14 protein-coding genes are annotated in these 21157 nt (G+C 43.7%); 4 read left to right on the forward strand and 10 right to left on the reverse strand.

What is annotated here, in order from left to right; translation table 11 throughout:
* Positions 1 to 128: 128 nt before the first annotated feature.
* The 3 genes from BW716_RS02790 to BW716_RS02800 all read right to left on the reverse strand — a co-directional run bounded on the left by BW716_RS02790 (position 129) and on the right by BW716_RS02800 (position 3378).
* Positions 129 to 1481, reverse strand: coding sequence for an outer membrane beta-barrel protein (locus tag BW716_RS02790; protein ID WP_083720728.1), 1353 nt, complete (start codon positions 1479 to 1481; stop codon positions 129 to 131).
* A gap of 162 nt (positions 1482 to 1643) precedes the next feature.
* Entirely contained in the window at positions 1644 to 2750 is a 1107-nt protein-coding gene (locus tag BW716_RS02795; protein ID WP_083720730.1) for a hypothetical protein, read from the reverse strand.
* Positions 2737 to 3378 carry an ATP-binding cassette domain-containing protein gene (locus BW716_RS02800; protein WP_083720732.1) on the reverse strand — a complete coding sequence of 214 codons (642 nt, stop codon included), beginning with the start codon at positions 3376 to 3378 and terminating at the stop codon, positions 2737 to 2739. Before BW716_RS02800 ends, BW716_RS02795 begins: the two co-directional genes overlap by 14 nt.
* Positions 3379 to 3843: 465 nt before the next feature.
* Here BW716_RS02800 and BW716_RS02805 point away from each other — a divergent pair, with 465 nt between their 5' ends.
* A complete protein-coding gene (locus BW716_RS02805) occupies positions 3844 to 4815 on the forward strand; it encodes a ribonucleoside-diphosphate reductase small subunit (RefSeq protein WP_083720733.1) in 972 nt (323 codons plus the stop codon).
* A gap of 106 nt (positions 4816 to 4921) precedes the next feature.
* On the forward strand, positions 4922 to 7324 hold the full coding sequence (locus BW716_RS02810; protein ID WP_083720735.1) for a ribonucleoside-diphosphate reductase subunit alpha: 2403 nt from the start codon (positions 4922 to 4924) through the stop codon (positions 7322 to 7324).
* Positions 7325 to 7380: 56 nt separating this feature from the next.
* Here the strand turns inward: BW716_RS02810 and BW716_RS02815 are convergent, their stop codons facing one another.
* Positions 7381 to 7968 carry an RNA methyltransferase gene (locus tag BW716_RS02815; protein WP_083720737.1) on the reverse strand — a complete coding sequence of 196 codons (588 nt, stop codon included), beginning with the start codon at positions 7966 to 7968 and terminating at the stop codon, positions 7381 to 7383.
* A gap of 102 nt (positions 7969 to 8070) precedes the next feature.
* Here BW716_RS02815 and BW716_RS02820 point away from each other — a divergent pair, with 102 nt between their 5' ends.
* Both BW716_RS02820 and BW716_RS02825 read left to right on the forward strand, forming a co-directional pair.
* Positions 8071 to 10758: an AsmA-like C-terminal region-containing protein gene (locus BW716_RS02820; protein ID WP_083720739.1), complete on the forward strand. Its 2688-nt coding sequence runs from the start codon at positions 8071 to 8073 to the stop codon at positions 10756 to 10758.
* A 207-nt stretch (positions 10759 to 10965) separates the two neighbouring features.
* On the forward strand, positions 10966 to 11376 hold the full coding sequence (locus tag BW716_RS02825; protein WP_143708699.1) for a hypothetical protein: 411 nt from the start codon (positions 10966 to 10968) through the stop codon (positions 11374 to 11376).
* A 57-nt stretch (positions 11377 to 11433) separates the two neighbouring features.
* On the opposite strand, the gene BW716_RS02830 is transcribed toward BW716_RS02825, so the two are convergent.
* The 6 genes from BW716_RS02830 to BW716_RS02855 all read right to left on the reverse strand — a co-directional run bounded on the left by BW716_RS02830 (position 11434) and on the right by BW716_RS02855 (position 21091).
* Positions 11434 to 14610 (reverse strand): efflux RND transporter permease subunit, encoded by a 3177-nt coding sequence (locus tag BW716_RS02830; RefSeq protein WP_083720743.1) that lies wholly within the window; start codon positions 14608 to 14610, stop codon positions 11434 to 11436.
* Between the two features lie 38 nt (positions 14611 to 14648).
* The gene (locus BW716_RS02835; protein WP_083720745.1) at positions 14649 to 15800 is read right to left on the reverse strand and encodes an efflux RND transporter periplasmic adaptor subunit; all 1152 of its coding nucleotides are present in this window, start codon (positions 15798 to 15800) and stop codon (positions 14649 to 14651) included.
* Positions 15801 to 15855: 55 nt separating this feature from the next.
* On the reverse strand, positions 15856 to 17187 hold the full coding sequence (locus BW716_RS02840; RefSeq protein WP_083720815.1) for a TolC family protein: 1332 nt from the start codon (positions 17185 to 17187) through the stop codon (positions 15856 to 15858).
* Positions 17188 to 17666: 479 nt separating this feature from the next.
* The gene (gene lipA / locus BW716_RS02845) at positions 17667 to 18590 is read right to left on the reverse strand and encodes a lipoyl synthase (protein WP_235643428.1); all 924 of its coding nucleotides are present in this window, start codon (positions 18588 to 18590) and stop codon (positions 17667 to 17669) included.
* Between the two features lie 103 nt (positions 18591 to 18693).
* Positions 18694 to 19548: a hypothetical protein gene (locus BW716_RS02850; RefSeq protein ID WP_143708700.1), complete on the reverse strand. Its 855-nt coding sequence runs from the start codon at positions 19546 to 19548 to the stop codon at positions 18694 to 18696.
* Between the two features lie 241 nt (positions 19549 to 19789).
* Positions 19790 to 21091 carry a DUF2851 family protein gene (locus BW716_RS02855; RefSeq protein ID WP_083720750.1) on the reverse strand — a complete coding sequence of 434 codons (1302 nt, stop codon included), beginning with the start codon at positions 21089 to 21091 and terminating at the stop codon, positions 19790 to 19792.
* Positions 21092 to 21157: the final 66 nt, after the last annotated feature.

Genomic DNA, 21157 nt, shown 5'->3' on the forward strand with positions numbered 1-21157 from the left:
TTGGTTGATCAGTCCCCCAAGTTTACGCACTCGAATTACGAATATAGTCAATTTGAAATTATAAATATCAATGAGGGTTGCCGGGTGGCAACCCTCATCCGGGTTCTCTTAGGAATATAATTGATTATTTACAGCCTGAATAATATCGCACAAATAATCCGGTCTTCTGATTTCACCAGGTCAGGACGCCAGTCCGCCGGCAATGGAGTGGTGGTATACCCTGTAGGAGAAGTCACGCCGCCCTTTCCTGCGAAGTAAGGTACGCTTGCATGTCTGTGCACATACTCGATTCTGAAAGTCAGGTTTTGATTAGGCATCCAGTCAAGGTTTGTACTACAATCCCATGCGGCAAACTGATCGCCGGGGTTTGCAGAGAAAGGATAAGCGCCTTCTGTTTTAGTAGGATCTGCCGGATCAGGCAGTGGGCTTGCCTGACCTGTAGGATACAGTACCAGGTACCGTCCAGGGTTTTTCATCACACCACCACCTATTGTCCATGCAAAATGATCATGGGCAAACCAGGTACGGTTATAGAACATAGCGCTTAAGAAATATTGCGCTGGCCCTTTAGTACTATCGCCATTGGAAAAACCATTCACACCACCACCTTTTTCAAAACCAATGTCACCGGTCATGGAAAAAGCCATTTTTGTTATACCGTTTGAATTTGGCTTGTTATAATATCTGTACAGGAAACTATTGTCTGAGTGGAAACGCTTACGGTCAGCAATCATGGCAGCATCGGAACCATAGTAGTTGTTGGTGATCAGTTTCACATTGTCATTTGGTGCATAGGTAATGTTAAAACCCAGTCCAGGCATGGCATTGAATTTACCATAACTCTGCCAGCCATTGATGAGCCATGGTTCTATTTTCAGGTGTTTGGTAGGAAAGATCTGTACACGTACACCATTGAAAAACCAGGGGGTATTATCAGATGTAAAGCTAGCCTGATATTCCCAGTTTTCAACCTGATAATAGGAGTTCAGACCGATATAAGACATGAACATACCGGCATCCACATTGATACCATACCACTTGTTGAAGTGATACCCTGCATAAGCCTCACTGATATATCGGTATGCATCAGCCAATTGATATTGTCCTCTGTACACACTGTAATCATTGCGTGGTACGACGATAGAACGGGTACCAAATTGAGTGATGATACGACCTCTGGCGCCATTGTAATTAAACTCACCGCCCAATGCAGCACTGGAAACCTGTACCTCATTGTTACGTGCCAGTGCAGTAGAACCTACTACGGTGTTGTCATTTGGATTGTTGAAAGAATGTGTGTAGTTCACATCCAGCATCACGATGCCGGTCACATACTTTGATTGCAGGTTGGGTTGATCCCTTCTGTCATTACCATTTTGCCAGGTCATATCCATGCCGCTAAAAGGAACTTTGGTCGTATCAGGCGTCTGGGCGAATGTTTGGACAGATGCAAATAAAAGTACGCTTAAAAGGTTGTTCATTTTGTATAAGTTTATTCGATGCCGGATAATAGCCGAAAATTGTTCCGGTTCTGGCATAGAATAACCAAATGCTTTATTGACAAGCCTTTCAACAAAATGCTCATTTTTACGCACAAAAAAAAGCCTCTCAAAATGAGAGACTTTCTAAGAAAATGAGAAGGGTTACTGTACTTCTGCCAGCGGCGGTTCGTACTTATAATACCTTATACTGAATATAGTAAAGGCCAGCACCTGCAATGCAATGACAAGGTACCAGTACCAATAACCTAATATCATAAACAAAGCGACTACTACTGAAATCAATACCCAGCGAAAATATTTATCCTGGTCCAGTTTTGAAAAATATAACAACTTTCTCCACATCACCAACATCGATACACTCACGCAGATAAACAACAACTGATCTAATGGACCAGCAACCTGATAAGTTCTCACTGCCAGGAAAATAAATTCAGGCAACAACAACACGAAATATGCTAACGATGTATGTCCATACCTTTTCCACAAGGGCAAAGGGAATTGTACAGTCATGGATAACTTCAGATCATCAAATTGCCTGTGATTAAACACCAGCACCGTATGTGCCAGTAATACCAGTAACAGTCCTACCAGCATAAACCGCAATTCATACGGCTGTTCCATCAGTGAATAAGTAACAATGATGATGAGCCCAGTCACCCCTTTGGTTATAAACAGTGAACGGCTACCATTATTCAACAACTCATACACATAATATGCCCACAATGGTTTAGTAAATAAGCGATTCAGTTTTTGCTGCCACCTGATAAAGATAGAAGTAGTACCCGGCCGTTTTATTCTATAATCATAAAAATACAATGGTATTACTGTCATCAGTAACTGGAATAATACAATAACAGCAGCAGCACCTATATGCTTATCTTTCCATGCTACGCATACGGCAACTGCACTATATGCAAGTGCGGGTAAATACAATGAGAAATGTATACGGTACCAGGTGGTCCATTTACTTGTACCATCCAGCACCCCCAATGTTCCATACAGGTACAACGATTCTCTGGCACTTAATGTTTTCAAAACAAAAAACGCGCACTTCACATTGTAAATAGCCCAACCTGATAATACAAGGAATAGAAAGTCTGTATTGCTGGTAAAACCCCTGATCAGTGTGAGGTGATACGAAAGCAACATATTGCCTGGTACTATTCCAAAAAAGAAATAAAATACCAGGAAAAAGATGGCCGCATTACTTGCATAAAAGCGGGCAGTAAATATTTTAGATAACGCCATGAGCTGCTACAATATTTTTATCCTGTACCTGTAAGCGGATAGAACTGCCCGAAACTGGCTGATGTGAACTAATAATAAAAGTAACTCCAAACTTCGTATGGAATTCCTCCACAAGATGATTGATCAAAGGAACGGTTTGAACATCCAAAGTGATCAGCGGCTCATCGAGCAAAATAACCTTTGGCATACCAGCAAAAGCCAGTACCAGTGACAGCTTTTTCAACATACCACTGGAGTACCCGCTCACCGGCCTGTGAATAAACTCGTGGATACCTAATGAGTATATGATCTCATCCAGTTCTTTATATCCTTTGCCCTTGGTTTTCAGGTACAAACTGACCAGGTCTTTTCCTGTGAGGAAACCAGGATAAACAGGCTCAGCTTCTGCATAGTTCACCATACGTCTAAATTGTACAGGTTGCTGCTTTGCCCGCACGTTTTCCACACTGATTTCGCCCTCACAGGGTATCAGTGCAGCCATTACTTTCATGCTGGTAGTCTTGCCGGCTCCATTTCCCCCTAATAACCAATAGGTTCCATATTCTAATTGGAGATCAGGGATATTCAGAACTACATGATCTTCATAGGCTTTAATCACATTTTTTAAATGGAGTACGGGTGCCGACATAATGAATGATTATACTTTATGCTAATATTGCACAAATATCTTTTTTTATTCTACTGGTAGTAAATGAATTAACAAAAAATTGGTGAAATTTTAGCCTGTTTTCCGGAAAAAAAACTAAATAATATCTAAATTATTTTCTATGTGCAAAACGATTGCGGATAGAATTAACATTCGCGAATACCCCTATCCTGCTTCATTCTATAATTACACACATGTGTTTTCCACAGGTCGTTAATAACTTAAAATATAGCCAGCGAAGATCATCATTACATTTGTATAAGTTCATGGCGAAGTTGTGCCCCGAGAAAACATTACCAGCGCAATCCACCTGTCCTGAACAAACCAGCGTATAATAAGGGTATTTCAGAAAAAGGGTTCATAGCAAATAAATTGGCGGGAACGTCTCCTTTCCGTAATGTCCTGGCATGTCTATATACGTTAACCATAATTAAATTAATTGAGTTGATGAACTACGAGAATGAACTCCTGTTGAAGGAAAATAAGGATCGCTTTGTATTGCTGCCTATCAATTATCCGGCTGTATGGGAAAAATACAAAAAGCACGAAGCCAGTTTCTGGACAGCTGAAGAAATAGATCTGAGTGGGGACCTGAAAGACTGGGCTAATCTGAATGATGGTGAACGTCACTTTATTACACACGTACTCGCATTTTTTGCTGCCAGTGATGGCATTGTAAATGAAAATCTGGCTGTTAACTTCATGAGTGAAGTACAATTACCAGAAGCTCGTTGTTTTTATGGTTTTCAGATCATGATGGAAAACATCCACTCTGAAACATACGCATTACTGATCGATACTTACGTAAAAGATCCGGTTGAAAAAGACCGCCTGTTCCATGCCATCGATACAGTACCCGCTGTAAAGAAAAAAGCAGAATGGGCACTGCGCTGGATTGAGAATGGCAACTTTGCAGAACGCCTGGTAGCATTTGCTGCGGTAGAAGGTATCTTTTTCTCCGGTAGCTTCTGTTCTATCTTCTGGCTCAAGAAAAGAGGATTAATGCCAGGGTTGACATTCTCCAATGAATTGATTAGCCGTGATGAAGGATTGCATTGTGAATTTGCTTGTTTGCTCTATAGCATGCTGGAACAAAAATTATCGGAAGAACAGGTTCACCATATTATATCCAACGCAGTAGAAATAGAAAAAGAATTTATTATCGATGCGCTGCCTGTAGCACTGATTGGCATGAACAGTAAGCTGATGGCCGAATACATTGAATTCGTGGCAGACCGCTGGTTATCAGAATTAGGTTATAGTAAAATATTTAATACTGCAAATCCGTTTGATTTCATGGAGATGATTTCTCTGCAGGGTAAAACCAACTTCTTCGAAAAACGCGTGGGTGACTATCAGAAAGCAGGTGTAATGTCTGGAAAAGATACTCAGACTTTCAGACTCGATGAAGATTTCTAATTAATTACAGGATTCATGTATAAAGGCATAATAATTGCAAGCTATAAGCTGACATTTTTTTTGCCAACACATATTCGATTATACTAACCTTTAAATTCATTTAACCATGTTTGTAATTAAGCGCGACGGTCGCAAAGAAGCGGTAAAGTTTGACAAGATCACTGCCCGCGTTGAAAAGCTTTGTTATGGATTAAATGCGGATTATGTAGATGCCATCGACGTTGCCAAGAAAGTGATTCAAGGTTTATATGATGGAGTGAATACTACTGAGCTGGATAATCTGGCTGCAGAAACAGCCGCCTCGCTTACTACCAAACATCCTGATTACGCACTGCTGGCTTCACGCATTGCAGTAAGTAACCTCCATAAAAATACAGTGAAATCATTCTCCCAGACAATGAAGAACCTGTATGATTATATCGATCCTAAAGTCGGCAAACCAGCACCACTGATCTCTGATGATGTGATGGAAATCATCAGTAATAATGCAGAGATTCTCGACTCCAATATAATTTACGACCGTGATTTCGCATTCGATTATTTCGGTTTCAAAACACTGGAACGTTCTTACTTATTAAAGATAGATGGGAAAGTGGCGGAACGTCCACAACATATGTTGATGCGTGTGGCAGTTGGTATACACAAAGAGGATATCGACGCTGCTATCAAAACATATAACCTGATGAGCGAACGCTGGTTCACACATGCTACGCCTACCCTGTTCAATGCAGGTACGCCTAAGCCACAGATGTCCAGCTGCTTCCTGCTCACCATGCAGGACGATAGCATTGAAGGTATCTATGATACCCTCAAGCAAACTGCAAAGATCTCACAGAGTGCCGGCGGTATTGGTCTGAGCATTCACAACATCCGCGCTACAGGTTCATACATCAGTGGTACCAATGGTACTTCTAATGGTATCATTCCTATGCTGCGTGTGTTCAACGACACTGCACGTTATGTAGACCAGGGTGGTGGTAAGCGTAAAGGCGCTTTCGCAATCTACCTCGAACCATGGCATGCAGACATCTTCGAATTCCTGGATCTGCGCAAGAACCATGGTAAAGAAGAAATGCGTGCAAGAGACCTGTTCTATGCACTATGGGTACCAGACCTGTTCATGAAGCGTGTGGAAGAAAATGGCGACTGGAGCCTGTTCTGTCCTCACGAAGCACCAGGACTGCACGAGTGCTGGGGTGAAGCTTTCGAGAAATTATACACACAATATGAAAGCGAAAACCGCGCACGCAAAACTGTGAAAGCACAGGACCTATGGTTCGCTATTCTCGATGCACAAATTGAAACCGGTAACCCTTACCTGCTGTATAAAGATGCTGCCAATAGCAAATCGAACCAGCAGAACCTGGGTACTATCAAGAGTTCGAACCTGTGTACAGAAATCATCGAATATACTGATGCAAACGAAGTAGCTGTATGTAACCTCGCATCTCTGGCACTGCCTCGCTTTGTGATCGATGGTAAATTTGATCACCAGCGTTTATTTGATGTGACTTATCAGGTAGCGATCAACCTGAACCGCATCATTGATAATAACTTTTATCCGGTTGAACAGGCGCGTAACTCCAACCTGCGTCACCGTCCTATCGGACTGGGTGTACAGGGTCTGGCAGATGCCTTTATCCTGATGCGTTATCCATTTGAAAGTGAAGAAGCTAAACAGCTGAACAAAGATATCTTTGAAACTATCTACTTTGCAGGCCTCACTGCTTCCAAAGATCTGGCTGTAAAAGAAGGCGCTTACGAAACCTTCCCAGGCTCACCTGCCTCAAAAGGTATTCTGCAGTTTGATATGTGGGGTGTAACACCTTCTGCACGCTGGGATTGGACTTCGCTGAAAGCAGCCATCAAAAAGCATGGTATCCGCAACTCCCTGTTGCTGGCACCAATGCCTACAGCATCTACTTCTCAGATTCTTGGTAACAACGAATGTTTTGAACCATATACTTCCAACATCTACACCCGTCGTGTACTGAGTGGTGAATTTGTGGTAGTGAACAAACACCTGCTGAAAGATCTGGTAGAACTCGGCCTGTGGGATAATGATATGAAGAACAAGATCATTGCGGCAAACGGGTCTATCCAGAACATCCAGGAAATTCCAACTAACATCAAAACGCTGTATAAAACTGTTTGGGAAATCAAACAACGTACGATCATCGATATGGCTGCAGATCGTGGTGCATTTATATGCCAGTCTCAGTCACTGAACCTGTTCGTAGATACACCTTCTGCTGCTAAGCTGACATCTATGCACTTCCACGCATGGAAGAGAGGTTTGAAAACCGGTATGTATTATCTGCGTACACAGGCTGCTACACAGGCTGTACAGTTTACAGTAGAGAAACAGGGTGGTCAGAATATGGAGCCAGTGATTGCTGCTACAGCATCTGTTGGTGAAAAGAAAGTAGACCCGAAGTTAGATGAGGTGGAGATAATTGAAGGTGCAGTGTGCACCATGGAAGAGGGTTGTGTGACATGTAGTGCTTAATTCAAACGTCTTTAAAATAAAAAAGCTGTTGCAGATCGCAACAGCTTTTTTTATTTTTATTCTTCTTCATATCCCCATTCATCTAACAGGGTATTAAATTGTTCATCAGGTAAATTTCTTTTATCATAATGCCCTGCCAGCGTCTTTTGCCTCATGGCTTCATAGATACTCACCGCACACGCTACCGATACGTTTAATGATCGAATAATTCCCATTTGTGGAATAATAAAATTACCATCCGCAGCAGCCCTTAATTCCTCAGACACCCCTGTCTGCTCATTCCCAAATACCAATGCTACAGAACCTGTAAAATCAATATCATACAGACTCACCGCACCATGTGCCAGATGAGTCGTCATCAATTTATCATATCGCTGCTTTAATACTTTAATACATTCCCGTACATCGGTAAACTGATGAATCGTCAGCCATTTAACAGCACTGGACGAACTTTTAATCCCCCATTTCTTCACCCTTGGTGCCTTGGTAGTCACCACATAAATTTCCTGGATACCTACCGCATCGCAGGTACGCATTATTGCAGAAACATTGTGTGGATCTTCTATATTATCCAGTACTACCGTAAGGCCAGCCTGGCGTCTATTCAGTACGAATAATAATCTTTCTCTACGTTCAGGCGTCATAATCAATTAGATATAAAATTTCAACAGCAAAATTAAGGTAATTTGAAGAATACGGTATTACTTGTTATCTTCAATCGGAATATATAAACCTATATCTGCCACATGTTAAAGAAGATCCTGAAAATAACGGGTATATTGCTGATCGTATTAGTAGCTGCAGCAATTGCCATTCCTTTCCTGTTCAAGGGAAAGATTATGTCCATCGTAAAAACTGAATTGAATAAACAGTTGGAGGCGGACGTTGACTTCAAAGATGTAGATATTAGTCTGATCAGACACTTCCCCCGCCTTGCCGTGGCACTGGAAGACCTGCAGGTTGTAAATCGCGCACCTTTTGTTGGAGATACCCTGATCTCCGTGAAAAAAATCGATGTGGCATTAAATCTGATGAGCGTAATCAAAGGCGAAACCTACGATATCTATAACATCAATATCGAAGCGCCACGCATTCACGCCATCATCAACAAAGATGGTAAAGCCAACTGGGACATTACCAAACCAGATACTGCACAGGCCAATCCAGCTGATACTGCTTCTACTAAGTTTGCTATGAGCCTGCAACAGTACAAAATCGAAGATGCGTATATCGAGTATACTGACCGCCAGGGAGATATGGGACTCATCATTGAAAACCTGGATCACTCAGGCAAAGGAGATTTCACACAGGATCTCTTTATCCTCAGTACCAGCACCGAAGCAGAAGCCATCACTTTCCGTTATGGCCTCATCCCCTACCTGCTGCGTACCCATACCAAAATGGATGCAGACATCAAGATAGATAACAAAACCAGCACATATACCATCCAACAGGCTAAAGCTAGTCTGAATAACCTGCAGCTCACTGCACAGGGTTCTTTCACACTGGTAAACGATAGCACTTATGGCATGGACCTGAGTATGAAAGCGCCGTCCACCCAGTTCAAAGACATCCTTTCACTGGTACCGGCCATCTTCATGACAGACTTTGATAAGATTAAAACTTCGGGTACTGCATCATTTGACGGCTTTGTAAAAGGAACTTACAGTGCTACACAGATGCCGGCATTTGGCCTCAACCTGAATGTAAAAGATGGTTTCTTCCAATATCCTGATCTGCCAAAACCAGTAAAGAATATACAGATCGCCCTGAAGGTCAGCAATCCTGACGGTGTGCCTGATCATACGATTGTAGACATGCCATCTGCTCACCTGGATATGGATAATACCCCGCTGGACCTGCGCCTGCTGGTAAAAACGCCGGTATCAGACATGTATGTGGATGGTGCTGCCAAAGGTAGCCTGGACCTGTCTAAAGTAACCCAGTTTGTAAAACTGGAAGAAGGAACTGCACTCAGTGGTATCGTCGATGCAGACGTAAGTGCCAAAGGCAATATGAGCGCAATCGAAAAGCAACAATACGATCGTTTCTATGCAGCGGGCAGCATCCTGGTGACCAACCTCCTGTACCGCAGCAAAGACTATCCGGATGGCGTGAAGGTGAATAACCTCTCCATGAAATTCAATCCTAAAAATGTAACAATTGAATCATTCGATGGTCAGTACATGGGTACGAATTTCAAAGCCAACGGTGCGGTGAATAACATGCTGGCTTATGCTTTCAAAAACGAACCACTGGATGGTAACCTGACTGTGAAAGCCGATCAGATCTACCTGGATAAATGGATGGGCACAGAAACAACCACTACCACTGCTACGGATACACCCAGCGCACCATTTGCCGTACCTGCTAACCTGGACCTGAGCCTGAATGCTACAGCAGACAAAGTACATTATGACAAACTGGACCTGACTAATGTAACCGGGGCACTGCTGGTAAAAGATCAGACCGTTACCATGCAGCAGGTAAAAGCCAATGCCATGCAGGGTACCATGGAGGTAAATGGTACATACAGCACCAAAACAAATCCCAATACACCTGATATCAGCATGGCTTACAATGTACAACAGATAGATATTCAGGAGGCATTTAAATCCTTCAATACAGTACAGAAATTAATGCCGATCGCCCAATTTATTGGCGGTAAAGTAAATTCTCAATTGACCCTGAAAGGGCAGCTGGGCAAAGATATGATGCCGGTAATGAGCAGCCTGAACGGGGATGGTAACCTGCTGGTACTGGAAGGTGCATTGCAGAAATTTGGTGTAGTAGATCAGCTGGCAAATACACTGAATGTAACTGCACTAAAAAACCTTTCACTGAAAGACCTGAAAACATACTTCTCTTTTGAAAACGGAAGAGTGAAAATCAATCCTTTCACTGTGAATTTCAATGGTATGCACATGCAAGTTGGTGGTTCACATGGCTTTGACCAATCACTGGATTATACGATGTTGATGACCCTGCCAAGAAGTGTGATTGGCAAACAGGGTGATGCCCTGATCACCAGCCTTGCCACACAGGCCAGTAATAAAGGGATACCCGTAAACGTAAGTGATAGTATTCATTTGAATGTTTTATTGGGAGGAAATATTTTAAAACCAACATATAAAACTAACTTGCAGGAAACTGCGGGTAATACGGTAAATAACCTGAAAGATCAGGCTGCTACTTTAGTAAAAAATAAGGTAGATACAGTAAAAACAGCGATCAAAGATACCTTGCATTCAGTAAAGAACCAGGCTGTGACCACCGTAAAAGAAGCAGCTAAAGAAGAGCTTTCCAAACAGCTATTGGGAGGGAAGAAGGATACAACAAGTGCTACTACTTCTAACAAAACAGAAGATTTGAAGAATGCTGGAAAAGAGGCGGTAAAGGGAATAGGTAACATTTTCAAGAAGAAAAATAACTAGGGGAACACATTATAATCATTTATATATACCTATAACAGGGATAATGAGCCCTTAATCCAAAATTTTTTTGAGGTTTTTCTTATTTCACTAATTTGGACAACTTTTTGTCTGACATTTTTATCACCTTAGCAAAGCCGTGGAAAATTGCTTATTCTCCATCCTTTGAGTGGATGACATGTTAACTTGAGAGAAAACCTTAATAAGTATATGGAATACGAGCGTTACATATCAGATGGCCTAATCGAAAAACACTTCCTTGGATTTACCACCATGGAAGAGGAGGAAGACTTGCACATTCATTTGAACATTTTTCCTGAATTACATACTGAAATGGAAGAAGTAGAACGTCGTATGGAGCGGGCAGCATTTAAAGATGCACCAATGCCTCCAGCACATATCAAAACTGCTCTCATGCAGAGGATTGCCTTGGAAGAAGCGACCAGGCAAGCAAATGTGTCATCCCGTGCGCAAAGTAAGGTGTATACAGATGTTGCGCCACCAGCAAATAAAATAACTGTTCATATAGGATGGAAAATATTCCTGATATTCTTTCTATCCTCGATTGCCCTGTCCCTGTTAGCCATTTTGCTATACTACAGACAAGTGGTTGGTAAGTAAAATGTTAAAGCCCGCTCAATTGAGCGGGCTTTTTATTTAGCTATACGGCTATTTTCCTTACACATCCATATGGTCCTGCATCACCTTGTAGCTATCTTGCATCTCCTTCAGCTTTTCCTTACCATAAGCCAGTCTTGTAATCGTTACAAACAACACTGGTACAATAAAGATCGCCAGGAAGGTAGCGGTGAACATACCACCCAATACAGTCCAACCCATCGTCTTACGGGATTCGGCACCCGCACCAGTAGCCAGCACCAGCGGCAGAATACCCAACAGGAACGCAAGAGAGGTCATGATGATCGGACGCAGACGCAGCTTCGCAGCTTCTACCGTTGCCGTTACCAGTTCCATCCCCCTATCCACACGCTCTTTCGCAAACTCCACAATCAGGATCGCATTCTTCGCCGACAACCCAATTAATGTGATCAAACCAATCTGTGCATATACGTTATTACTGATCTTTGGCAGGAAGGTAAGCGTGAGGATCGCACCAAACGCACCTATCGGCACCGCCAACAGTACGGAGAACGGTACAGACCAGCTCTCATACAATGCTGCCAGGAAGAGGAATACGAATACAATAGACAGTGCGAAGATGTACACCGTCTTACTACCAGACAATAACTCCTCACGGCTCAGACCAGAGAACTCATATCCATAACCTTCAGGCAATACCTGTGCAGCTACTTCTTTCAGTGCATTGATCGCATCACCACTACTATACCCAGGATTAGGAGCACCATTGATTTCCGCAGAACGGAACAGGTTATAGTGAGAAATTACCGGCGCAGTTTCTGTCACTTTATAATTAGTAACAGCGCTCAATGGTACCATATCTCCGTTTGTATTCTTCACAAACATCTGGCTCAGATCCTTAATATCACCACGATAGCTTGAATCTGCCTGTGTGAGTACACGGAAGTTACGGCCATAGATAGTGAAGTCATTCACATAAGAGCTACCCATATAAGTGGAAAGCGCCGTAGCAATAGAAGAAATAGATACACCCATCTTCTTCGCTCTTTCACGGTCTATATCCAACTGATAACCCGGTGTACGTGCGGTAAAGAAGGAGAAACCCCTTGCTATTTCCGGACGTTGGTTAATCGCAGCAGTAAACTTCTGCAATACCCCTTCAAATGCCTTGATATCAGGATCACCACTGCGCTGCTCCAGGATGAATGAGAAACCTGCGGTACTACCCAGCCCCGGAATAGCCGGCGGTTGAATTACTAAAACAGATGCCTGTTTCCAGCGGGATAATTTCGCCTGGATGTTAGCTGCAATTGCCTGGATCTGTGTTTCCTTAGACTTTCTGTCATCCCATGGTTTCAGCTGTACAAAGATGGTCGCACTGTTTGACTTGGTCGCAAAGCTAATTACGTTCAAACCACCCAATGCGGCATAGTGACCAATACCCGGTATACTATCCAAAGCATGCATCATACCATGCAACGCTTCTACTGTACGCTCTGTAGAAGAAGATTCCGGCAGGTCAAATGTAATATACAGACGACCATCATCTTCTGTAGGAATGAACCCTGTAGACTTAGATCTGAACAGCATGAACACACCCACACAGATACAAAGGAGGAGGATCATCACATATCTTGCCCAACGGATACTTTTCTTTACCCCCAGTGAATAACGGCTGGTTACGTGACCAAACCAGGTATTGAAGCGATAGAATAATTTGTTCAGGCCTTTTGAATCCTTATCCAGGTGCATAGGACGCAGAATCAGCGTACACAATGCAGGGGTCAGAGACAACGCGATGAAAGCGGAGATCAGTACAGAGATCGCGATTGTGATCGCAAACTGCTGGTACAAACGACCTACGATACCAGGGATAAACCCTACTGGTACAAATACCGCTGCCAGGATCAACGCAATCGCGATAACCGGACCGGATATTTCTTTCATAGCCTGTAAGGTGGCATCTTTCGCGGACATCTGCTCATGGTCCATATTATGCTGGACCGCCTCCACCACCACGATGGCATCATCCACCACGATACCGATCGCCAGAACGAAACCGAACAGGGTCAGGGTATTGATGGTAAAGCCCAGTGGTATAAAGAAGATAAACGTCGCAATAATAGACACCGGAATCGCCAACACCGGAATGATGGTCGCCCTCCAGCTCTGCAGAAACAGGAACACCACGATCACCACCAGTGCAAGGGCCTCAAGCAGTGTTTCCACCACTTCGTGGATTGACACTTTTACCACAGATACTGATTCGAATGGTACTACATAATCCACATCCGCAGGGAAAGCTTTCTTCAGCTCTTCCATAGCGGCAGTCACATTCTCGGCAGTTTCGATCGCGTTACTACCTGGTGCCTGGTAAACCAGCAGGTAAGAAGCTCTTTTACCATCTACAAAGGAGTTACCAGTGTAGTTGAATTTACCCAGTTCTACGCGGGCTACATCTTTCAGGTACACAATACCACCGTTATTAGGTTGGGTCTTTATCACGATATTGCCAAACTCCTCGGTATTTGCCAGACGACCTTTTACGAAGATGTTGTACTCGTAAGTCTGACCAGCCTTTTGCGGTGGTGCACCTACTGAACCAGCTGCGATCTGCGCGTTCTGCTCTGTGATGGCAGCTTTCACTTCATCGGCAGATACGTTCATTTCAGCCAGCTTATCAGGCTTCAGCCACACACGCATACTAAAGTCATCCGCACGGGTAAAGATATCACCCACACCTTTTGCACGCAGCAAGGCATCTTTAATAAAGATGTTCGTATAGTTATCCAGGAAGGTTACATCGTGTGAACCTTTTGGAGAATATAATGCCACCAGCATCAGGATACTGGGGTTACGTTTTCTTACTGTAAGACCTAAGCGTTGTACTTCCTGAGGCAGGGTTGGCTGAGCGATACCCACGCGGTTCTGTACATCCAGTGCCGCAATGTTGATATCGGTACCTACTTCAAAGTTTACAGTAAGGCTCATAGAACCACTGTTCGTACTGTTACTGGTCATGTAGGTCATACCAGGCGTACCATTCACCTGTACTTCTACAGGAGTCGCTACGGTCTGTTCAATGGTCTGGGCATCTGCACCAGTATATGTACCTGTTACCTGCACTGTAGGAGGTGAGATCTCAGGATACTGACCAATAGGCAGGTTGAGCATCGCCAATATCCCTACCAACACCAGTACGATAGAAATTACTATCGCGGTGACCGGTCTGCGTATAAAAGTATTTGCAATCATGATCTTCTTCTATTGATTCAAACTCAAACTGTTTATGATTATTTTTTAGGAGCCTGGCCCGAAGCCTGCGGTGTTTGTTTCGGTACACCTGAAGTGTCGATTGTACCACCATCACGTAGACGCTGGAAACCATCCGTCACTACCACTTCGCCGGATTTAAGACCATCAGTAACAACAATGAGGTCCCTCATTTTTGGACCCAGATGGATCTTACGCTGCTCAGCGATCGTATCTTTTGCTACAAATACAAAGAACTCTCCCATCTGTTCTACTACAGCTCTGTAAGGAATGATCACATTTTCACCACTCTGCGCATTCAATACCTGCAGTACCGCGCTCATACCATCTTTCAGCTCATCTTTTGGATTCGCGAATTCGATACGTACCTTGATAGTAGCTGTCTGGTTATCTACCCCACGGTCAACGGCAAGGATCTTACCCTTTTCAGAATATGCAGTACCACCTGGCAGTGTAAGGCGGAAAGTAGAGTCACCAGGAGTGATGGTCTTACCCTGCATCGATGAAAAGCGTGGAATATCAGTTTCGCTCACCACGAAATCAACCGCAATCGGGTTTTCGCTGGACATGGTGTTCAGCAATGTGGTTCCCTGGCTAATCTGTGCACCCAGCTTTACCTGGGAGATACCAATACGACCAGTGAAAGGGGCTTTAATAATGGAGAAATCAAGGTCTGTGCGGGCAGAGGCCAATGCTGCTTCGGCAGCGGCTACGCTTGCACGGCTGGTTTCGAGTGTTGCATCAGCATTGTCCAGCGTCTGGCGGGCGATCGCATCCTGCTTAGCCAGTTCGTGGTAGCGGTCCGCATCTTTCTGTGCACGTACCAGTGTCGCTTTTGCGCTAGCCAGGTTCGCTTCTGCCTGACGAGCGGCAGCTTCATATTTACGACGGTCTATTTCATACAGGGCTTTTCCTTTCTGCACGACCTCCCCTTCTCTAAAAAAGATACCGGTGATATAACCACTTACCTGCGCACGCAGTTCCACCTGGTTGAGCGCCACCACTGTAGCCGGGTATTTATCATAATAAATAGCCTGTCCCATAGTAGCAGCCGTAACATTTACCTTGGTTGGAGGCATTACCATACCACCTTTTTGTGCCGGACCTTTACAGGAAGCCAGAAAAAACATACCTGTAGCGCCAATGAGGAGAATGTGTTGCTTTGTTTTCATCTGAAAATATTTGTCCTTTCAATGACTGATTGTTGCAATCAGCCAGTTTTATCATTTATTGAATTGATGGTGTTAAAGTACCCAATGCCACTTCCAGGTCTATCTTGCTGGATAATACGGTGTACATAGCATTATAGTAGTTCAGCTCTGCGGAGCGGAGGTCTGTCTGGGCGGTGATCACTTCCAGGTAGGTCTTAATCCCCTCCCTGTATTGCAGATCGATCAGGTTGTATACCTCTTTGGCCAGATCCATGTTTTCCCTGAGCACGAAATATTCGTTCAGGTTACTCTTGTAAGAGGCCATTGCCTGGGTATATTGTGTATTGATCTGTTGTTTCAGTGATTCTACATCCCAGTCGGTACGTTTGATGTTCAGCTCAGCTATCTTGATATTATGGGTGCGTTTGAAACCCTGGAAGATAGGCATCGATACAGTCAGACCTACCAGGGAGTTAGGATAGTTGTTATTATACAACTTCCCGAAATCCTTGTTGAAGTAGGCGAAAGTATAACTACCGGATGCTGATACTGTAGGAAGGTAAGCCCATTTATTATAGCGTAGTTCTGCTTCCAACAGTGAACGTTGGGTTTGCAGTAACTGGTACTCGATCCTGTTCTGGTAAGTAACAGTTGTGTTGGTATCCAGCTGTATGCTCTGCGCTATTTGGATGGTATCGTATTTCACATCCAGTACAGAGTCTGCCGGGAAACCCATATACTGTTTCAGCAAAGCGTTCTTGGCTTTCAGGGATTCTTCCCCTGTTTTCTTTTGCGCTTTGGCATTGTTCAGGGAAATGGTGGCTCTCTTGTAGTCGGTTTTGTCTACAATACCGCTTTGGTACTGATTGTAGGCATCTTTGAGGCTACGCTCCAGACGCACGATATCTTCATCCAGCACGGCTACCTGCGCTTTGGTAAGCAGCATGTCGTAGTAAGCTTTGGATACATTGGATACCACATCGATCTGATTGCTGGTAGTATTTTGCACAGCCTGTTGACGTACTACCTTAGCAGTTCTGCTGGCCAGCAATACATCCCTGTTAAACAGGTTTTGTGTTAAAGTAAAGGCGGCAGAAGAGGTGTTCGTCACACCAGTGGTGATGGCTGCACCGTTAAAATAAGACGTCTGCAACTTCAGATAATGGTTCAGGCCTGCGGCCAGATTCAACTGGGGATACCAGTCTGCCAGTTTGCTCTTAATGGTATGTTCCGCAATCTCCTGGTCCAGCAGTGTTTGTTTCATCACTGGCTGATGGATAAGCGCATACTGGATACAATCCTGTAGAGACGCTTTTGGCATGACGGAATCAGATACCTGCTGTGCAGAGGATGAGGTGCTAACAAGCCCCGCTCCCAACATGGCGGTCAGATAAATTACTCTTTTCATAAAAGGTTTTGACAATCAGTTTCTTCTTTAGACCAATCGTAGAACAAAGCAATAATGCTATATGTTCTTTGCTTGCGCAGTAATTAATTAAGATTTAAATAAGACACACTATACCCAGCTAAGCACAGATCAATATGTACTAACAATCAAACAGGTAGGTTGCAGGTAATGTAGGTGTAAGCTGCGGTTCTGGTCGTATATATGGGCATATACCGGGAAATATCCGCATATTTCCCTGAAACAATTTGAAAAATGTGTTGCGAAGATAACTATTCAATTAAATTTTCTATCTCTATAAATCAACAGATTGTCAATTAATTTGACAACTGATGAATCAGTTGGGATAGTAACTCAAGGTCTACTGGTTATAAAATACACGCCTATTTTTACAAATATATTCTAATCGCAATTGAGATGCGAAGATATGATGGAAATAAAAAAATCCATCACCGCTGATGGATTTTAATAAACTTGATTAATTATTTATTTGGCCGCCCACTATGGATATGCTTCTCTGCGTGGTAGGAGGATCTTACCAATGGTCCTGATTCAACATAATCAAGTCCCATTGCATAACCGATCTCTCTGTACTCTGCAAACTCATCCGGGTGTACAAACCGTATTACAGGCAGATGCTTTGGTGTAGGCTGCAAGTATTGACCAAGGGTCACTACATCACAACCATTATCATACAGATCCTGAATAGCCTGGATCACTTCTTCTTTGGTTTCACCCAGACCCAGCATAATACCGCTCTTGGTACGCATACCTCCGTCTTTCAAACGGCGGATCACCTCGAGGCTTCTATGGTATTTAGCCTGTATACGCACCTGTTTGGTCAGGCGCTCAACAGTTTCCAGGTTATGAGAAACTATCTCTGGTGCTACATCGATAATACGCTGCAGGTTTTCCCACTGGCCTCTGAAGTCAGGGATCAGGGTTTCCATAGTAGTTTCAGGGTTCAACGCCCTTACAGCTTTGATGGTGTTGGCCCAAATGATAGAACCACCATCTTTCAGCTCATCCCTGTCTACGGAAGTGATCACAGCGTGTTTCACCTTCATCAGGAAGATAGCTTCTGCTACGCGCTGAGGCTCATCCCAGTCAACTGCTTCTGGTCTGCCGGTGGCTACGGCACAGAATCCGCAGCTACGTGTGCATACATTTCCTAATATCATGAAGGTAGAAGTACCGGCTCCCCAGCACTCACCCATGTTAGGGCAGTTTCCGCTTTCGCAGATAGTATGTAATTTATGGGTATCTACCAGGCTACGAACCTGTTTGTAGTTTTCTCCTATTGGTAATTTGACACGCAGCCAATCAGGTTTTTTAGTCCTGGGGGCAGGCGCAGCATCAGGTGCTGTACTGCAAGGTGTTGCGGTCGTGAGTATTGGTTCTTGCATCTCTGATCCTTTCTTTAAGATTACAAAAATAGTACTTCTTGAGGGAATCCAATAAAAAACGCTTTTGCCCCGGCAAAAGCGCTTTTTATATTATTTCTCATTTTTACTTCTTCTTATTCCAGCGCTTACCAAACTGTAAAGCTACATAAGCATTGAAAAAGAACTTCTTAGGATCGTTTCCAACCATTATAGGTATATCCTTGGTATAATATTCAGCATTTACACCAACCTCCAGCGCGCTCACTACTTCATTGAATCTGGCCCAGTCAAAACGAAGACCTGTCTTAGCATGTACACCCGGCGCTATTGTCACCTCTCCCCAGCCTTTTCCAAATCCACCGCCACCAATGATAGAGTTTCTATCCAGAAATGCCTGGTTATCTGCTACGCTTTCACCATATTTGATAGACTTTACGGTTACACCATCATCCGGATCAACTACATTCAGGTAATAAGGTTTCAGCAACCCAATTGAAAGACCTCCATAGTAAAAGGCATTTACCAACACCCCGTTCTTATTCGCCTTACCGCCTAACAGTTTTTGCTGCCCGATACCAATCTTCACCTGGTAAAAGTTATTCTGCTTACCATAGATATAAGGTTTTTCAGAATATACAAATCCATATTGGTCTACTCCCTTGATCGCACCAGACTTCTTATCTTCTTTTGGATCTTTCTTCTCTGCAAATTCAAACTGGAAAAAAGTCACTTTCGTTCTGCTGCTACGATATCCTTTTTCAAGGAAACCGCTCCAACCGTCGGTGTTAAGACGTGCACCTACTGAAAACTCACGCTGATAAACATTTTCCAGTTCTTCCTGCTGTTTAAATGAGGAAACGGGCTTAGACTTCTTCTGCTCCCTGTGCTGTACTCCTGACTTCACCGACGAGCTACTGTCCTGTGCCTTCAATCCACCTGCCGCTACCAATAAAAGCAAGAATAAGTGTAATTTTTTCACCTGTATAGATTTGTTTTTGTTAAGGGAGTAATATTAAATTATGATTGATCAGCCTCATCACGAATTACAAACAAAAGTATCCTGAGTCTAACTGTATCGCCCACCATTACTAATAAACGTAAGGGGCGTAATATTGGTATACTTATCGTTACAAACCTACACGTTTTTTCTTTCATGTGTAAATTTGTTTTATCCCCCGGCCTCGTCTTCCCTTAGATATAACGCACTCGGAGTAAAATGGTTACAGGGCAATGCCAGTCTTCAGTAATTTGCATCCTACTGCGCATTCCAAACATCGCTTTTCCTCACAGTAGTGCTGCTTCAGGTGAAGCAATGCCTGGGAATCTGCAGCATCTCCTGCCAGTATCCCCACTTTTTTCCAACCTTCCATCACACTGTTTTCCTCTGCTGGCAGCGTTTCCATCATGCCCAATGCCTTTTCCTGGTATTCCGGCAATCCTTTCTCCCTGCCATATAAGTACAACAATGGTAAAATACTATTGATGATCACATTCCTCGTTACCATTATGCCTGGTCTGCGCATAACCACCGCCGGGGTATCGAACCTGTAATGATCCTTCCAATAGCCCTCCGGCTGCGCAAACAGCACCTGCTGAAAATGTTGCAGATCTTTCATTTCCAGCAGCCGGGCAAAGAGGTCCCTCCCCTGTTGCAACAATACCGCCAGACTAGCCAGCCTCACCGAAGGAAACGAAGAAGGCCGCATCCGCAACCATCTCCACTGATGAGGCAACAATGACAGCAGTTGATATTTCCGCTTCAGAAACACATATTCTGCCTGCAGTTCTAATGGATAATCATCTGCAAACTGCCCCTCCAGCATTCCTGCCTGCCCGAATAAAAGCGCTTCTAACTGTACAAGATTATGCTTATTCCGCACCAGCAGCGTATATGGCAGGGATTGGGCCAGCTTCAGAAATGCATCTCCATTTACCGGCATCCCATAGCTGTGTGCAATCGCCCAGTAGCAACACTCCTCCCAATTATTCCTGCTCTTGTCCAGCCACTCTTTCATCATATTTGCTCTGCTTTCTAACCGCTCCACCAGCATGCGGTCTTTCCAGCTTCTCCAGATCAATCGCTCTACTGTAGCCACATTCCCTCCACAAGGCACAAAATGACCGGAATGCTTCAGCTGCGCATACCTGTTCAGCAACATTTTGGGAATAGCCGACTGCAATTCCAGACAAGGAATTCCCTGCGTCGTCGTCTCTTCCAGATCATGCTCAAACACCACATGCAGAATCACATTCTTATACCGTAAATCCCGCTGATGATTGTGCCTGTACCAATCAGAAGTCTTTAAATGCAATTCTACATTTCCAGCCCAGATAGTATCGCCTATCCGCAACCGGGCACTGCTAAAATCCGGACCATCATTCGTATTCAGTACTCCCGGTTGAAGTACCTGCACAGGCTCACCTTCTAACGTATGCAAATGGGAAAGGGTAAACAAACGATGTTGCCAAATATATTGGAACAGCTCCTCTGTAAGGAGCGGGGCAATCTGAACAATGGTCATAAATTCATCTTTACTAATAAATTTAGCATTCTCTACACCAGATTTCCAAATTTTTCTTTTTTTGGA

Source organism: [Flexibacter] sp. ATCC 35208 (assembly GCF_001975825.1).
Lineage (GTDB): Bacteria > Bacteroidota > Bacteroidia > Chitinophagales > Chitinophagaceae > Chitinophaga.

What these genes read in the sequence shown, in the direction of transcription:
- BW716_RS02790 (WP_083720728.1), bottom strand. Translation starts at nt 1,481, where the DNA reads ATGAACAACCTTTTAAGCGTACTTTTATTTGCATCTGTCCAAACATTC.
- BW716_RS02795 (WP_083720730.1), bottom strand. Translation starts at nt 2,750, where the DNA reads ATGGCGTTATCTAAAATATTTACTGCCCGCTTTTATGCAAGTAATGCG.
- BW716_RS02800 (WP_083720732.1), bottom strand. Translation starts at nt 3,378, where the DNA reads ATGTCGGCACCCGTACTCCATTTAAAAAATGTGATTAAAGCCTATGAA.
- BW716_RS02805 (WP_083720733.1), top strand. Translation starts at nt 3,844, where the DNA reads ATGAACTACGAGAATGAACTCCTGTTGAAGGAAAATAAGGATCGCTTT.
- BW716_RS02810 (WP_083720735.1), top strand. Translation starts at nt 4,922, where the DNA reads ATGTTTGTAATTAAGCGCGACGGTCGCAAAGAAGCGGTAAAGTTTGAC.
- BW716_RS02815 (WP_083720737.1), bottom strand. Translation starts at nt 7,968, where the DNA reads ATGACGCCTGAACGTAGAGAAAGATTATTATTCGTACTGAATAGACGC.
- BW716_RS02820 (WP_083720739.1), top strand. Translation starts at nt 8,071, where the DNA reads ATGTTAAAGAAGATCCTGAAAATAACGGGTATATTGCTGATCGTATTA.
- BW716_RS02825 (WP_143708699.1), top strand. Translation starts at nt 10,966, where the DNA reads ATGGAATACGAGCGTTACATATCAGATGGCCTAATCGAAAAACACTTC.
- BW716_RS02830 (WP_083720743.1), bottom strand. Translation starts at nt 14,610, where the DNA reads ATGATTGCAAATACTTTTATACGCAGACCGGTCACCGCGATAGTAATT.
- BW716_RS02835 (WP_083720745.1), bottom strand. Translation starts at nt 15,800, where the DNA reads ATGAAAACAAAGCAACACATTCTCCTCATTGGCGCTACAGGTATGTTT.
- BW716_RS02840 (WP_083720815.1), bottom strand. Translation starts at nt 17,187, where the DNA reads ATGAAAAGAGTAATTTATCTGACCGCCATGTTGGGAGCGGGGCTTGTT.
- lipA (WP_235643428.1), bottom strand. Translation starts at nt 18,590, where the DNA reads ATGCAAGAACCAATACTCACGACCGCAACACCTTGCAGTACAGCACCT.
- BW716_RS02855 (WP_083720750.1), bottom strand. Translation starts at nt 21,091, where the DNA reads ATGACCATTGTTCAGATTGCCCCGCTCCTTACAGAGGAGCTGTTCCAA.